General features: G+C 62.7%; 11 protein-coding genes. 2 read left to right on the top strand and 9 right to left on the bottom strand.

Translation table 11 applies throughout. The features are described from left to right. Positions 1-421: 421 nt before the first annotated feature. The 8 genes from NKH16_RS04515 to NKH16_RS04550 form a co-directional block, all read right to left on the bottom strand. The gene (locus NKH16_RS04515; protein WP_352741990.1) at positions 422-1627 is read right to left on the bottom strand and encodes an acyl-CoA dehydrogenase; all 1206 of its coding nucleotides are present in this window, start codon (positions 1625-1627) and stop codon (positions 422-424) included. A gap of 242 nt (positions 1628-1869) precedes the next feature. Beyond that, on the bottom strand, positions 1870-4182 hold the full coding sequence (locus NKH16_RS04520) for a Tex family protein (RefSeq protein WP_352741992.1): 2313 nt from the start codon (positions 4180-4182) through the stop codon (positions 1870-1872). 119 nt (positions 4183-4301) lie between these two features. Beyond that, positions 4302-5483: a serine hydrolase domain-containing protein gene (locus NKH16_RS04525; RefSeq protein ID WP_352741993.1), complete on the bottom strand. Its 1182-nt coding sequence runs from the start codon at positions 5481-5483 to the stop codon at positions 4302-4304. A 150-nt stretch (positions 5484-5633) separates the two neighbouring features. Next, positions 5634-6668, bottom strand: coding sequence for an ABC transporter substrate-binding protein (locus tag NKH16_RS04530; RefSeq protein ID WP_352741995.1), 1035 nt, complete (start codon positions 6666-6668; stop codon positions 5634-5636). 23 nt (positions 6669-6691) lie between these two features. After that, a complete protein-coding gene (locus NKH16_RS04535; RefSeq protein ID WP_352681964.1) occupies positions 6692-7492 on the bottom strand; it encodes an ABC transporter permease in 801 nt (266 codons plus the stop codon). Continuing rightward, positions 7485-8405, bottom strand: coding sequence for an ABC transporter permease (locus NKH16_RS04540; RefSeq protein ID WP_352681962.1), 921 nt, complete (start codon positions 8403-8405; stop codon positions 7485-7487). Before NKH16_RS04540 ends, NKH16_RS04535 begins: the two co-directional genes overlap by 8 nt. Next, positions 8405-9499 (bottom strand): ABC transporter ATP-binding protein, encoded by a 1095-nt coding sequence (locus NKH16_RS04545; protein ID WP_352741997.1) that lies wholly within the window; start codon positions 9497-9499, stop codon positions 8405-8407. Before NKH16_RS04545 ends, NKH16_RS04540 begins: the two co-directional genes overlap by 1 nt. A 139-nt stretch (positions 9500-9638) precedes the next feature. Next, positions 9639-11306 (bottom strand): amidohydrolase, encoded by a 1668-nt coding sequence (locus NKH16_RS04550; protein ID WP_352741999.1) that lies wholly within the window; start codon positions 11304-11306, stop codon positions 9639-9641. A gap of 141 nt (positions 11307-11447) precedes the next feature. On the opposite strand from NKH16_RS04550, the gene NKH16_RS04555 reads away from it, so the two are divergent. Next, entirely contained in the window at positions 11448-12479 is a 1032-nt protein-coding gene (locus NKH16_RS04555) for a histone deacetylase family protein (protein WP_352448177.1), read from the top strand. A gap of 75 nt (positions 12480-12554) precedes the next feature. On the opposite strand, the gene NKH16_RS04560 is transcribed toward NKH16_RS04555, so the two are convergent. After that, the gene (locus NKH16_RS04560; protein ID WP_352742001.1) at positions 12555-13742 is read right to left on the bottom strand and encodes a TMEM43 family protein; all 1188 of its coding nucleotides are present in this window, start codon (positions 13740-13742) and stop codon (positions 12555-12557) included. Between the two features lie 1149 nt (positions 13743-14891). On the opposite strand from NKH16_RS04560, the gene NKH16_RS04565 reads away from it, so the two are divergent. Next, positions 14892-16535, top strand: coding sequence for an MFS transporter (locus tag NKH16_RS04565; protein ID WP_352742003.1), 1644 nt, complete (start codon positions 14892-14894; stop codon positions 16533-16535). Positions 16536-16661: the final 126 nt, after the last annotated feature.

Genomic DNA, 16661 nt, shown 5'->3' on the forward strand with positions numbered 1-16661 from the left:
AAGGAGTTCGCTGAACCCTGACACGAATGCTGACCATTCTCCAAGCAGAGATGTTGCGCTGCACCTAAATCAAGCAGCTTGCATAGCTCACGAAACGGAGCGCCGACCCCGGGATTCCGCAGTGTGGCGGCAAAACGTTGCAACGCTGCAGAGCCGAAGTCCGGCGGGTCAGCACCGGGCGCTTCCCGCCGATATCGATGATCGGCAGCACACGCGATGCTTCGTCGAAAAGAGCTGAAAAGAAAAACCCGCCTCGGCGGACGGGTCGTTGGAGCCAATTAGCACCATACCGAAATTAGTAGCATAGCTGCCGGCACAAAGCAAGAACAAAATGTGGCATCGTCGACGAAAATTGCCGATCTCCCGCTTTGCGAGCGGAGATACCAGGCACGGGCATCCTGGAAGCGGAGAACACCTGAACCTAAAAGAACGCCTGCAATCCGGTCTGCGCCCGTCCGAGGATCAGCGCATGCACGTCATGCGTGCCCTCATAGGTGTTGACGGTTTCCAGGTTCTGGGCGTGGCGCATGACGTGGTAACCGATCTGGATGCCATTGCCGCCATGCATATCGCGGGCCTGGCGGGCGATGTCGAGCGCCTTGCCGCAATTGTTGCGCTTGACGAGCGAGATCATCTCCGGCGCCATCTTGCCTTCATCCATCAGCCGCCCGACGCGCAGGCTGCCCTGCAGGCCGAGCGCGATCTCGGTCTGCATGTCGGCGAGCTTCTTCTGGAAAAGCTGCGTGCCGGCCAGCGGCTTGCCGAACTGCTTACGGTCGAGGCCATACTGGCGGGCGCGGTGCCAGCAATCCTCAGCCGCGCCCATGGCGCCCCAGGAAATTCCGTAGCGCGCCCGGTTGAGGCAGCCGAACGGTCCCTTGAGACCCGAGACATTGGGCAGCAGCGCGTCCTCGCCTACCTCGACGCCTTCCATCACCACTTCGCCGGTAATCGAGGCTCGCAGCGACAGCTTGCCGCCGATCTTCGGCGCCGATAGCCCGTTCATGCCCTTTTCCAGGACAAAGCCGCGAATCTGGTTGTCATGCGCGCCCCCACTTTCGTCGGACAACTTTGCCCAGACGACGAACACGTCTGCGATCGGCGCGTTCGAAATCCACATCTTCGAGCCGGAGATCCTGTAGCCGCTCGCGGTCTTTTCGGCCCGCGTTTTCATGCCGCCCGGGTCGGAACCGGCGTCAGGTTCGGTCAGGCCAAAGCAGCCGATCCATTCGCCCGACGCCAGCTTCGGCAGGTATTTCTTGCGCTGTTCTTCCGAGCCATAGGCATGGATCGGATACATTACCAGCGACGACTGCACGCTCATCATCGAGCGATAGCCCGAGTCGATCCGCTCCACTTCCCGCGCGACCAGCCCGTAGGTGACGTAGTTGGCGCCGAGCCCGCCATATTCTTCCGGGATGGTGATGCCGAGCAGACCGGCCTCGCCCATTTCGCGAAAGATCCCGGCGTCGGTCTTTTCCTCGAGGTAGGCTTCCTCGATCTTCGGAGCGAGCTTGTCGGCGGCAAACGCCGCGGCGCCATCGCGCACCATGCGCTCGTCCTCCGAAAGCTGGGCCTCGATCAGGAAAGGATCATCCCAGACGAATGCGTTCTTGTCGGCGGCCATGGCTCTCGGTCTCCCAAACTCATGCATGTCGCCCAAAGCTTGCCCGCGGGCCTGACCCGAGGGTGTTCGGCAGCTTGGAGATAACGACATGCATCGAAACAGAAATCTTGAAACGCGCGGCTTATCGGCTCCCGTCCTGAAAAAATCAAACGAAATAGCTTCGCCGATCCATGAGCATTGGTGATGGATCATCAATGTCGAGCGCCGCCGCCTGACCTGGCGGCGCAGCCCGGCTCGCGAAATTACTTCCGCTTCAACGCATCGGCCAAAGCGGCGCCGAACGCGCCCTGCTGCACCGGCCGCTCCGGCTGGCGTTGGGGCGCGGGCGCGCGCGGCACCGGCCTGCTGCCATTGTCGCGCGGCTTCGGTGCGCCACCGTCGCCATCCTTGCGCATCGACAGACCGATGCGCTTGCGCTTGATATCGACGTCGACGACACGCACCTTGACCACGTCGCCGGCCTTGACCACCTCATGCGCGTCCTTGATGAACCGATCGGCCAGTTGCGAGACGTGCACCAGTCCGTCCTGGTGCACGCCGATATCGACGAAGGCGCCGAAGGCGGCGACATTGGTGACAGTGCCTTCAAGCTGCATGCCGGGCTTCAGATCCTTGATGTCGTCGATGCCATCGGCAAAAGTCGCGGTCTTGAAGCCGGGGCGCGGATCGCGGCCGGGCTTTTCTAGCTCCGCCAGGATATCGCGCACCGTCGGGAGGCCGAAGCGCTCATCGACGAAGACGCGCGGATCGAGCGCCTTGAGTGCGGCGCTGTCGCCCATCAGCGAGCGAACGTCGCGCCCGCAGGCCGCGACGATCTTCTTGGCCACGCCATAGGCTTCCGGATGCACGGCGGAGGCATCGAGCGGCTCGCTGCCGTCGGGAATGCGCAGGAAGCCGGCGCATTGCTCGAACGCGCGGGGTCCAAGGCGGGAGACCTTCAACAGTTCGCGACGGCTGGCGAACGGGCCGGTCGCGTCCCGGTGCGCAACGATCGCCTCGGCCAGCGATGCGCCGAGACCCGAAACCCGCCCCAGAAGCGGCGCTGAGGCCGTGTTGAGATCGACGCCGACGGCGTTGACCGCATCCTCGACCACCGCTTCCAGCGAGCGGCCGAGGCGGTACTGATCGACGTCGTGCTGGTACTGGCCGACGCCGATCGACTTGGGCTCGATCTTGACCAGTTCGGCGAGCGGATCCTGCAGGCGCCGCGCGATCGACACTGCCCCGCGCAGCGACACATCGAGGCCGGGAAATTCCGCCGCCGCCGTTGCCGAGGCAGAATAGACCGAGGCGCCGGCTTCGCTGACGATCACCTTGAGCGGCTTCGGCCCGGACCCGGCAGGCATGTCAGCCAGCATGTCGGCCACCAGCCTTTCGGTCTCGCGGCTGCCAGTGCCGTTGCCGATCGAAATCAGCTCGACCTTGTGCAGCCGGATGAGCTTGGCCAGTTCGGCCTGCGCGCCGCGCACATCGTTCTTCGGCGGGAACGGATAGACCGTTGTCGTCGCCAGCAGCTTGCCGGTGCCGTCCACCACCGCCACCTTGACGCCGGTGCGAATGCCCGGATCGAGCCCCATCGTCGGCCGCGAGCCGGCAGGCGCGGCAAGCAGCAAATCCTTGAGATTGCGGGCGAAGACATGGATGGCTTCTTCTTCGGCCCGCTCGCGCAGATCGCGCATCAGATCGAGCGTCAGGTGCAGCGACAGCTTTATGCGCCAGGTCCAGCCGGCGACCTCCATCAGCCAGCGGTCTCCCGGCAACTGGCGGCCGATGGCGTAGGCGTCGGCGATCATCCGCTCAACCGGTTTCACCGGAGAGGCGTCATCGGCATCGACTTCGATGTCGAGCGACAGAACCTCCTCGTTGCGGCCGCGCAACATGGCCAGCGCACGATGGCTCGGCACGTTGGTCCAGCGCTCGACATGGTCGAAATAGTCGGAAAATTTCGCGCCGGCCTCCTGTTTGCCGTCGACGACGCGCGAGCGCAGGAAGGCGCGTTCCTTCATGTAGGTCCGCAATCTGCCGACCAGATCGGCATTCTCGGCGAACTGTTCGGACAGGATGTCGCGCGCACCCTCGAGCGCTGCCTTGGCGTCGGCCACGTTTTCGCTGATGTAGGCCAGCGCCAGCTCGGCGGGTACAGCCGTACGGTCGGCGAGAATAGCTTCCGCCAGAGGCCCGAGCCCGCGCTCGCGTGCGATCTCGGCCTTGGTCCGGCGCTTCGGCTTGTAAGGCAGGTAGATGTCTTCGAGTTCGGCCTTGGTGCCGGCCGCAGCGATCTTTGCTTCGAGCTCCTCGGTCAGCTTGCCCTGCTCGCGGATCGAACCAAGGATGGTGTCGCGGCGCGCGTCGAGTTCGCGCAGATAGGCGAGCCGCTCAGCGAGGTCGCGCAGCTGCGTGTCGTCGAGGCCGCCGGTGACCTCCTTGCGGTAGCGCGCCACGAACGGCACGGTCGCACCGTCGTCGAGCAAGCCGATCGCCGCCGCAGCCTGTTCGGGCCGCGCGCCGATTTCGGCGGCTATGATGGTTGCGATGCGCTTGATGTCGGCTGCCATGTCGTACCTGTCGCTAGTCGAAACGAGCAGCGACCATAGGCGCAGAGCACTGCCGCGCCAACCGCGCCATTTTCAACCCGGCGAGAGGTCCACAGGAAAGGTCGGGCTGTCTGGATGGATCAGACCATCCGGCTCAGCGCCTCGAAGAAAGAAATCATATCCAGATCGAGCGGATCGTCGACCGGTACCGGCTGCGACGACATCTTTGCGATTACAATTTCGGCCTTCGGATTGACGTAAAGCCACTGGCCGTGGATGCCGATGCCGCAGACGGCGCCGCTTGCCGCGCCCGTCTGGTACCATTTGTTGCGGTAGCGGCCACGCGGAAACAGGAACGCCATCGTGCCGCGCCGCCAGGCCTCGGCGTCACCGCCAGTTTCGGTCGTGTCGCGCACCCAGGCTTCCGGCACGACACGGCGGCCATTGGCCGTACCGCCTTGCCGCATCATCTCGCCGACGCGCGCGAGGTCGCGCGGTGTCACCGAAATGCCGCCGGCGGTGCGCGCCGTACCTTCCATGTCGACTGTCACCGAGGCGTCGCTGACGGCGCCGAGCGGCGCCCATAATTTTTCGTGCATCAGATCGGCGAAGCGCCGGCCAGACGCACGTTCGAGCAGGATGCCGAGCAGGTCGGAATTGGGCGAACGGTAGCGGAACGTCCGGCCATGCGGCTCGGCCAGGCCCTGCAGCGTCATGAGGAAAGTGGCCAGGCTCTCGGTGCCCCCGCCCGGATTCCACAGCATGGCGCGGCGGTAGCGGGCGAAGGCGCTTTCCGGATCGAGATAGGCCTCTTCGAAATCGAGGCTGACACTCATGTCGAGCACGTGCCGCACACGCGCATCGCCATAGGCCGAGCCGGCGGCTTCGGGCAGATAGCGGCTTACCGGAGCCTGCGGATCGAAAATCCCCTCGCCTTCCAATATGGCGGCAACAATGGCGGTCAGCGACTTGCTGATCGAAAAGACGATGTGGCGCGCCCCAAACTCCATATGCGGCGCGAACCAGTCGCCGACGAATTTGCCGCGTTTCATGATCGTCAGCGCGTCGGTATCGGAGCGCGCGAGAAACGCCGCGACAGTCTCTGCGCCGCCTGCAAGAGCGACCTTTTCGCCAAGTAGCCCGCCGAAATCCTGCTCCGGCGCCTCGCTGCTGCCCGGCTGTGCCGCCACGGCAGCGCTCGGCACCAGCTCGCCGACATTCTGGAACGACCACCGGCTGAACGGGCTTTCCCGCCAATTGCCGAGCAGCACCTCCTTGCGGGCAAAGCCATACCTAGTCTCGAACGCGGTCTTGCCGGCCATAGCCGCTTCCTTCCGGGTCTTTGGCGTTCTAGGCGAGCGCCGCGGCGATGGCGTGCACGGCTTTCAGTGTCGCCACCGATAGGCGACGTTAAAAAAATGCGGACAAAACGGACCCGGCCGGCGCCTGCCGCCGGGTCCATCACGATGCGGTCACTTCTGCAGTTCGGTCCAGATCTTGCTGTAGATGGCCTGCACTTCCTCGGAACACAATTTTTGCAGCTCGCCATGCGCCTTGACGTCCTCCGGGATGATGACTTCCGGCGCATCCTTCATATCGGCCGGCATGTACTTGTCGGAACCGGCAATGCCGTTGGCGTAGCGGTGGAAGGCGGATAGGCCGGCGGCATTTTCCGGATCCATGATGAAGTTCTGGAACAGCTTGGCGTTCTCGACATTCTTGGCGTCCTTCAGGACCATGACATTGTCGCTCCAGAGGCCAAAACCTTCCTTGGGATAGAAATAGTGGATCTTGGGGTTCGCCAGCCGCTGGCGAAAGGCCGAGCCGTTCCAGTCGCTGGTCGCCTTGAAATCGCCGGCGCCCATTTTCTCGATGGTATTGTATTCCATCGCGATCCAGTTCGGCTTGGCAGCAACCAGAGTGTCACGCACCTTCTTCAGCGTTTCCTTATCGCTGGCGCATTGCGCGGCGCCGACATATTTGGTCGCCGCGAACATGACGTCGTTCATTTCCGGCACGACGTTGACCTTGCCCTTCAGTTCGTCGGGTGTGTTGAAGATAATGCCCCAACTGTCTGACGGCCCCTTGTAGACATCGGTGTTCACCACGATGCCCACCGTGCCCCAGGCCCATGGCACGGAATATTTGCGGCCGGGATCGAAATCGGGATTGGCCCATTCCGGCGCCACGTTCTTGAAATTCTCCATCTTGCCGGGATCGGTCTCCTGAACGAGGCCTTCCTTGATCCAGATCGGCACGAAGGTTTGCGAAGGCACCGCGATGTCGAAGCCGGTGCCGCCCTGGCGAACCTTGGCCAGCGCCGTATCGTTCGAATCGTAATCGGTGATGGTCACCTTGACGTTGTATTTCTGCTCGAACTTCTTGATCACGTCGGGGCTGGTGTAGTTGCCCCAATTGTAGATGTTGAGTTCACCGTCGGCGCGAGCAAGGCTCGTCGAGGCGAGCAGCGCCAGCCCGATGGCGGTCGCTGATGTCTTCCAGTTCATGTTTTAGCTCCCATTTTCGATTTTCAGTCTCGTTTCCTGCTGATGAAGAAAAACAACGTCACGATGGCGACCGACAAGAGCAGGAACACGGTCGATATCGCGTTGATCTCCGGCGTTATACCTCGACGTATCTGGCCAAGCATGTAGGTCGGCAGCGTGTCCTGGCCGCCAGATTTCACGAACTCGGTGATGACGACATCGTCGAGCGAGATAACGAAGGCCAGCATCAGTCCGGCCAGAATGCCGGGCCAAAGCAGCGGCAAGGTGATGCGGCGGAACGTTTTCCACGGCGTCGCATAGAGATCGGCGGCGGCCCGTTCCAGCGTCAGGTCCATGTTCTCCAGCCGCGCCCGGATCGGCAGATAGGCAAAGGGAATGCAAAAGGCCGTATGCGCCGCGATCAGATAGCCAAGCCCCGAATAGCCGGTGAATATCTTTATGCGCGAAAAGAAGATCAGCAGCGCCACGCCGGTGACGATCTCCGGCACCATCAGAGGCTGGTTAATGGCGGCATATTTGAAGGTCAGGCCGGGATAGGGCGGCGTGCGCGTGGTGGCGAGCGCCGCCATGGTGGCGAAGACGGTGGCCAGGATCGCCGCGATGGCGCCGATCTGAAAGGAGCGCAAGGTGGCGTCGATGACTTGCGTGTTCTGCCACGCCGACTGGAACCATTTGAGCGAGAAGCCGCCCCATTCCGACGTCGAGGTCGCGGCGTTGAAGGCATAGACGACCAGCACGACGATGGGCAGATAGAGCACGACGAAGCAGGTCGCGGCGATCGCGGTGAATCCCGGCTGATGCTTGATTGCGAAGCTGCTAGCCATGACGCATCTCCGACCGGCCGGTGTTACGCACATAGGCGAGCAGCGCCACCATGACGATGATCATGACCGCGATCGACAGGGCCGAGCCAAGCGGCCAGTTGCGGCCTTGCCCGAACTGCAGCTCGATCAGGTTGGAAAGCATCATGGTCTTACCGCCGCCCAACAGGACCGGTGTGACATAGGCGCCGAGCGCCGGAATGAACACCAGGATGGAGCCGGCGATGACGCCCGGCTTGACCAGCGGGAAAATGATACGCCTGAGCACCTGGAAGCGTGTCGCATAAAGATCGTAGCCGGCTTCGACCAGCCGGAAATCGAGTTTTTCCATGCTGGCGTAGATCGGCAGCACCATCAGCGGCAGGTAGACATAGGCCATGCCGATCAGGATCGCCGTATCGGTGAACAATATCTGGATCGGCGCCGAGATGATGCCGAGCTTGAGCAGCACCGTGTTGATCAACCCCTCGTTGCGGATGATCTGCAGCACCGCGAAGGTGCGGATCAGCAAGTTGGTCCAGAACGGTATGGTGATCAGGAACAGCCAAAGATCGCGCGTCTTCTCGCTGCGCGTCGCCATGAAATAGGCGGTAGGAAAACCAAGCGCCAAAGTGGCGATCGTGGTCACGATGGCAAGCTTGATCGAGCGCCAGAAGATAGTGACATGGGCGGCAGCAATGGAAAGCGTGTCGTCGAAGATGTCGCGTTCCATGAACACCGATGTCCAGGCCTCGGGCGAGAATTGCCACTTCACGTCGCCATAGGGGCCGGGCGTCAGGAACGAATAGACCAGCACAATCAGCAACGGCCCGGTCGCTGCCAGGAAGATGATCAGCAGGGCCGGCGCGGACAGCAGCCAGCGGTCGCGGATGTCGCGTCGCTCGGCCGCCTTGGCGACTTCTTCCGCGCTCGTCATCAATCCCTCAGCACTTGCGCGGCGTCGTTGCCGATCGAGACACCGACCTTGTCGCCCCGCTCGAAACCGCAGCCTGCGCTGCGCGTGTTCTGCTGGCGCACGGTGAAGGCTTCGCCGCTGTCCAGTTGGACATGAATATGCGTGTCGGTGCCGAAATAGACGATGTTTTCGACGGTTCCGGAAAGATCGCCCTTGCCGCCGGTCAGCTTGGCGTGTTCCGGCCTGACCACCACGGTAGCATTATCCTTCGGCTGGAAGCCGTCAGCCACGGTCGCGTCGATCGTTGCGCCGGATTTGAGGGTCGCGCGCGCCTTGCCGTTGCCGATGCCGGTGATGGCCGCAGTCAGGAAATTGGTTTCGCCGATGAAGTCGGCGACGAAGCGCTCGGCCGGCTTGTCATAGATGTCCCAGGGCGTGCCGACCTGCAGGATCTTGCCGGCCGACATCACGGCGATGCGGTCCGACATGGTCAGCGCTTCTTCCTGGTCGTGGGTGACGAAGATGAAGGTGATGCCGGTCTGGTGCTGCAGCCGTTTCAGTTCGATCTGCATCTCCTTGCGCAGCTTGTAGTCGAGCGCCGACAATGGCTCGTCGAGCAACAGCACTTTTGGCTGCGGCGCCAGCGCGCGCGCCAGTGCGACGCGCTGCTGCTGGCCGCCGGAGATCTGGCTGGTGCGGCGGCCACTCAGCGCCTCCATCTTGACCAGCTTCAGCATCTCGGCGACGCGCGCCTTGATTTCGGCTTTCGGCTTGCCCAGCATCTCCAGGCCGAAGCCGATATTCTCGGCCACCGTCATGTGCGGGAACAGCGCATAGGACTGGAAGACGGTGTTGACCGGCCGCTTGAACGGCGGCAGCGGCGCGATGTCGTGGCCGTACAGCAGGATTTCGCCTTCGCTGGGAAAATCGAAGCCGGCGATCAGCCTGAGCAGCGTCGTCTTTCCGCAACCGGACGGCCCCAGCAGCGTGAAGAACTCGTTCTCGCGGATCGACACCGAAACCGTGTCGAGAGCGGCGACTTGTGCGTCCCCGGTACCGAACACCTTGCGGACGCTGCGGACCTCGATTGCACTCTTACCCGGTTGATCCGGCACGCATTACCCCATTTTCATGTCCGCTCTTGATGGCGGATCCAGTTCCCATTCGATTGTCAGCATATGCCGGTCGGCTTGGCAACCATGCATCTGGGCCTCGGTTCAGAACGCAAGCTCCGTGCCATGGTCAGCGCCACCATCAACCCTGGCAAGTGATCTTGCCGCCGCAGATGGTGCTGACCGGATGCACCTTGTGCAGCAAACCCGGTTCAGTTGCTTCGATATCGGCCGACAGCACCACCAGATCGGCCAGATAGCCTGGTTTCAGCCGGCCCTTGCGGTGCTCCATGAATTCGGCATAAGCGCCTTCGACTGTATAGCCCGCAAGCGCTTCCAACAGCGAGAAACTCTGGTCGGGAACGCCGTCTGCCCAAGGTTTGCGCAGCATCGCCGCCTGAATGCCCAGGATCGGCTCGATCCGCGACACCGGCCAGTCGGAAGCGAAGACGACATGCGCGCCCGCCTGCTTCAGCGTCCGCCAGGCATAGCTCAGCGGCCATCTTTCACGGCCGATGCGTGAAAGCGTCGGCTCCAGCGGGAAATCCATGGCGCCGGGCGGGTGCGGCGGCTGCATCGAGGCGATGACGCCGAGTTCGGCAAAGCGCGGCACGTCGGCGGCGGTAGTCACCTCGATGTGCTCGACCCGGTGACGGCTGTCGCGCCTGCCGTTCTTCCGCCGCGCCGCCTCGTAACCGTCCAGAACCGCGCGCACAGCGCCGTCGCCGATCGAATGCACGGCGACCTGCAGCCCGCGCCGGTCGGCCTCCACCGCCACCTCGGCAAGATGCTCCGGCGTGAACAGCGGCTCACCGCGCCAGCCCGGCCGGTCGGCATAGTCGTCGACCATGACCGCGGTCCAGCCTTCCAGCACGCCGTCGTAAAACATCTTGACCATGCCGGACGACAGCCATTCCGATCGGTAGGAGTTGGCCATGCTCGATGCCTTTTCCAGCTTGTCGAGCGTCATGAAGTTCTTGAAATGAAAAGGTATCTTGGTGCGGCAGAGCAGCCGCCCTACCTGCTCCAAACCGGCAAGCAGTTCGAGCTGGTAGAGATTGCCGTCCATGTTCTGGATCGAGGTGATGCCGTGGCGGGCGCACCATTCCAGCCCGCGATGCATCAGGTCGCGATCGGCCGCGACTTCGGCTGCGGAAGGGTACGGCTCGGGCTCGCCGCCTGTCGCAAGGCCGAGCCGCACGCGGTTCTGCCCGGAAAGCTCGAGGATCGGCCCAAACGCCTCGCCCTCACGCAATTCGCCGGCCGCGAGGCCGTCGGCGCCCATGACGATCTCGTTGCCGGGGCCGAGTTGCTTGCCGTGCAGGATGCCGGCCAGCTTCAGCGCCTTGGTGTTGGCCCACATCGTGTGGTGATCGGAAGCCGACATCGCGAACGGCCGGTCGGCGATGATGCGGTCGAGATGATGGCGGGTGACCGGCTCTTCCTTGGAGAGGATAGTGTAGTCGACGCCGGCCCCAAGCAGCAATTTGGCGTTCGGCCGTGCCGCAGCATAGGCGCGGATCGCGTCGCTCAGCGCATCGAAGCCATGCACGCCCTGAAGGTGCAGATTGTCGAGTTCGGCCGCGCCGCCGAAAAGATGCATATGCGCTTCGATGAAGCCCGGCACCACCGAACCGCCTTGCGCATCGATGATCTTCGTGGCCGGCCCTTTCAGCGCCTCTATGGTCCGGCGATCGCCAACCGCCAGGATATTGCCGTCCTTTATCGCCACCGCCTCGGCAGCCGGATTGCCTTCATCCATGGTCAGCACACGGGCATTGGTGACGATCAGGTCGGCATTTGAACTCATGATTACCCGCGGGTCGGTTGCGCTGCCGGCAGGCTAGACGACCGGCTGCCGGGCCAGCAAGCCATGGCTGGTTGGCCCAGCGCCTTGTGAAAGGCAGTGCAGGACGGTTAGGGTCGCCGCGTCTCACCACGGAACAATTTCATGAAGACTGTTTTTTCGCCTTTCCATGCCGGCCATTCCGGCAATGTCGAATTGATCGCCGGCGCCATCGTGCCGGCCTTTGAAAAGCCGTCGCGCGCCGAGTTCATCAGGGCGCGGGTGGAGAGCGAGAAGCTCGGTCCGATCCTGCCGCCGGAAAGCCACGACCTCGCCGCCGCCAGGAAGGTGCATGCCAGCGACTACATCGATTTCCTGCCGACCGTGTGGCCGCTCTGGGAAGCATCGGGCCGCAGCGGTTCGGCCATTCCCTTCACCTGGCCGACGCGCGGCCTGCGCGGCGACGTGCGCCCGAAAGGCATCGATGCGCTGCTCGGCTTCTACTCCTTCGACGGTGGCGCGACGTTCGTCAAAGGCACATGGGATGCGATCAAGTCGTCCTATGATGTCGCGCTGACCGCCGCCGCGCTGGTCAAGGCCGGTGAGCCTTCCGCCTTCGCCCTCTGCCGCCCGCCGGGGCACCATGCAGGGGCGGCCTTCATGGGCGGCTATTGCTTCATCAACAACGCCGCCGTCGCCGCGCAATGGTTCCGCGACCATGGCGCCGGGCGCGTTTCGATCCTCGACGTCGATTATCACCACGGCAACGGCACCCAGGAGATCTTCTATCGCCGCGGTGACGTTCAGGTGCTGAACCTGCATGGCGATCCGATGACCGAATATCCCTTCTTCCTCGGCCATGCCGACGAACGCGGCGAGGGCGACGGCGAAGGCTTCAACGACAATTACCCGATGCCCTTCGGCACCGGCTGGGACGTGTGGAACGCCTCACTCGAGGACGCTTGCACGAGGCTTTCGGCTTATGCTCCTGACGTCGTCGTGGTTTCACTCGGCGTCGACACTTTCGAGAAGGACCCGATCAGCCAGTTCAAGCTGAAGACCCCCGACTATCCCAGGATCGGCCGCCGCATCGCCAGGCTCGGCCTGCCGACGCTGTTCGTCATGGAAGGCGGCTACGCGGTCGAGGAGATCGGCATCAACGCCGTCGGCGTGCTGACCGGCTTCGAGGACCGCTAGAAGCAATTCCAGGAAATAGGGCGGTTCGTCGTTTCCGTGAAACGATGAACCGCTAGAACCGCCGGCGCCTGCAAATCATGTGGCCGCGCTCGGCGCCGCAACCGGCGGAGCCGGCCTGCGCGAGCGGCCGAGGTAATAGACCGCCGCCGCTGCGATGACGCCCGCTGCCAGGATGCCCGCCGCCAGCACCGGCCGGTACCAGAACCAGGCGATGGCCATCGTCGTCGCCCCGACCAGGATCGCCAGGAAGAACGCGATGATGCCGGTACCCATCCGCGCCATGCTGCCGAGCAAAGGAATGACGTCGAGGATGACGCCGATCGGCCCGAGCAGCAGGGCAAAGCCGATGGCCAGGAGCAGCACGCCGGCGGCGCGCAGCAGCCAGGTGATCAGCGTGTTCGCGCTGACCGCTTCGGCGAACATCTTTTCCGCCGGAACATTGCCGGTGTCGACCATCAGCAACTGGTCGCCGGCGATTGTCTGGTATGGCTCGAAGCCGCCCCCCGTCCGGCGCGCGACGACGCTGACCACGCCGAGCGGCGCCAGTTCGTAGCCGATGCGGTAGTCGCCCAGCGCCGGCGACGTGGTGTTGAAACCGAGATAGATTTTTCCGTCGACGATGTTGACCCGCTTGGTGCCGGTATAGGCGGCGTCTATGGCGGCCGACTGATCGGCAGACAGTGAGAACGTCTTGTCGCCGCCGATCAGGTCCAGCACGGGCCGGTCGAGCGTGAAAGCACCAAGCTTGCCGTCCGGAATCTGGAATTGCTTGCTGTGGATCTCCATCGGCGGATTCTCGTGGCCGTCCGGCTTCTTGAACTCCGACGAATTGATCTGGCTGTCGTCCCACACCTTCGAATAGCTGTAGGTCGTCACCGTCTCCTCGCCGCCGCCCAGCTTCTTCGTCGTCTCGGATTTCTCCTCTTCTTTCCACTGGTACATCTCGGCGCCGCGCGACAGCCGCAACCCCTGCGCCGAAATGCCGAAGTCCGGATCGGCAAGGCCGCTGCTCGCCGTCACCGCCCCGGTGACATGGACGAGCTTGCCGTCATTGGCGGCATCGACGCTGTCGGCGCCGACCGAGACCACCGCGCCCGATCCCTCGGCCAGCGAGCGCGCCGTCTGCACGGCCCGGCCCTCGTTCCAGAACAGGCCGATCACCATCAGCACGATCAGGAGCAGCCCGAAGACGACCCCGCCGACCGCGCGTTTGATCCGCCCGAACCACGAGACGGACGTCACTTCCTGAAATGAATCGCTCACTATTTCCCCATCCCCCGAAACCAGTCTCGCGAAATCCGCGCTCTGCCGCGCAGTGGCAAGCAACCGGCGTCACCCCAAACCGGCGGACGCCCATCCGTCCCGGCACCGGGAGCTTATCGCAATCGGCGAGCCGCCGATACGGCACAGTTGCGATCCGACCCGGTTTCGCGGCCGTAAAGCCCATCGCTCACCGCCAATTCATTGAATTCGTTTCCGTCAAATCGCGTTGATGTCAGATTCGTCTGCAGTTGGATTGTAGCCGAATCAGCCGTTCCTTGGGGGGCGCGGCAATCACCAAAGCTTGATGGTCCGCCACTATTCCGGAATCAGATCGGCTAGTGGGCAATGCTCCACCAGCAGGCTCTTGCAGAGTGCGTAGTCTTCGTACGCGAAAACACCTTGGTGCGCCCGTAACCCCGTTGCGTGACGTGGTGCGGCAGACGGCGAACGACAATGCGGGCAAGGCGAGGCATGCGATCAATCCGAACGCAGAGCCTGTCGGTTGGGCAGCAAAAAGTGCACCATCATCGTAGTTCGATTCGGACGGATCTCAGTATAAAAAGGAGAGATATAGGAAAAATAAATAGGACAATAAATCCATATATGCTGCCGGCTATCAAAAATACGTTCTCATATGGGTAAAATGTAGTTATTAGACAAGCGATAATATACAATACTACGTTCTTTTCGTACAATTTGTCACCAAGTATGTTCAACACAAGATATGTGTACAAAATAGCACATGTAAATATTTGTATTAAAGCCAGGTCGCTCATGCTCGCAAGCGGTCTAAAAAATACGTGAGGTATAGCCACTATGAGAATGGCAATCGACATCACCTTGAGAGCTCGCGCTTTCATTTCAGTCCCTCGGTAATTTCCTTCTGGCAATTTTCCTACGTACGGACCGCAGTTTGATCAAGTCCGAGCTGTGGAGCCTGAAGGGCCGAATTACCTTCATGCCAGCATCTGAATCGGCGCACGCAGTGGCGTGCGCTGACCGGCTCCGCGATCGCTATCTTGTTGTTGGACCATGATGTTTTTCCAGAATGCGTTCGCCCTTTGCGAAATGATGTTCTATTTTTTGAACCCACGGCTTGCGGGGCCGATGGATCGGAAGAACAAACGCATTTGAGCCCGGGAAGCATTTATGAACGACGACACACCGGAAAGCGAAAGCGCCTCGGCGCTGGCGCCGTTCCGGCACGGCATCTTCCGGGCGGTGTGGTCCGCCAGCCTCGTCTCCAATTTCGGTGGCCTCATCCAGGGCGTTGGCGCCGCCTGGATGATGACGACGATCGCCACCTCGTCCTACCAGGTGGCATTGGTCCAGGCCTCGACCACCTTGCCAATCATGCTCTTCGCGCTGCTGGCCGGCGCCATCGCCGACAGCTTCAACCGGCGCAAAATCATGCTGATCGCGCAGATCTTCATGCTGGTTGTTTCGGCTCTTCTCACCGTCTTCACCTATCTCGACCTGATGACACCGTGGACGCTGCTCGCCTTCACCTTCCTGATCGACAGCGGCACCGCGCTCAACAGCCCGTCCTGGCAGGCTTCGGTCGGCGACATGGTGCCTCGCACCAAGGTGCCGGCGGCGATCGCGCTCAACTCGATGGGCTTCAACCTGACGCGCAGCGTCGGCCCGGCGATCGGTGGCATCATCGTTGCCGCAGCAGGTGCCGCCGCGGCCTTCGCCGTCAACACGCTGAGCTATGTCGGCCTCATCGTCGTGCTGGCCCGCTGGAAGCCGGAACTGCCGGCATCGACCTTGCCGCGCGAGACGCTGGGCGCCGCAATGGGCGCCGGCCTGCGCTACGTCGCCATGTCGCCTAACATCGGCAAGGTGCTGGTCAGGAGCTCGGCTTTCGGCTTCAGCGCCGGCGCGGTCCTGGCATTGCTGCCGCTGGTCGCGCGTGACGTCGTCAAGGGTGATGCCTTGAGCTACGGCATCATGCTCGGCGCCTTCGGCATCGGGGCCGTCGGCGGCGCGCTGATCAGCGTCAGGCTGCGGCAGCTGCTGTCCAGCGAAACCATGGTGCGCATGGCATTCGCCGGCTTCGCCGTCTGCGCCTTCAACGCCGCCGTCAGCAATCATGCCTGGCAGACGTCGCTCGGCCTGCTGCTCGGCGGCGCCTGCTGGGTGACGGCGCTTTCGCACTTCAACGTCACCGTGCAGATGTCGACGCCGCGCTGGGTGGTCGGCCGCGTGCTTTCGGTCTATCAGACCGCGACCTTCGGCGGCATCGCGCTCGGCAGCTGGGTCTGGGGTGTCGTTGCCGACGCGCATGGCGCCGAAGTCGCCCTGATGGCGGCCAGCGTCGCCATGCTGGCGGGAGGCGCAATCGGCCTGCTGCTGCCGCTGCCGCAGCAGGCGGTGCTCAACCTCGACCCGCTCAACCGTTTTCAGGAGCCGCATCTGGCGCTTGATCTCAAGCCGCGCAGCGGTCCCATCGCCATCATGATCGAATATGTCATCCGCAACGAGGACGTACCGGAATTCCTCGCCACCATGGCCGAGCGCGGCCGCGTCCGCCGCCGTGACGGCGCCCGCAACTGGACATTGGCGCGCGATCTCGAAAATCCGTCGATATGGATCGAGCACTACCACACGCCGACCTGGGTAGAATATATCCGCCACAATCGGCGCGCCACCTACGCCGACGCGGTCATCGGCGAGCGTATAAGGGCGCTGCACAGCGGCAACGAGCCACCGCGCGTCCGCCGCATGATCGAGCGCCCGACGACTGCCGGCACGGCGCTGGTCATGCCGAAGGGACCGATCGAGCATTAAAGCATTTTGCAGCCAAGGGAATCACTTGACGTCGCAGAAATGTGGTTAAAACAAATAGATAAAGCGGGATGCACCGTTCAATTTGAACGCATCCCGCTCCAGCGCAATTCCAGGAAAAGTGTGAAA

The sequence above is a fragment of the Mesorhizobium sp. M1307 genome (genome assembly GCF_040318155.1).
Lineage (GTDB): Bacteria > Pseudomonadota > Alphaproteobacteria > Rhizobiales > Rhizobiaceae > Mesorhizobium.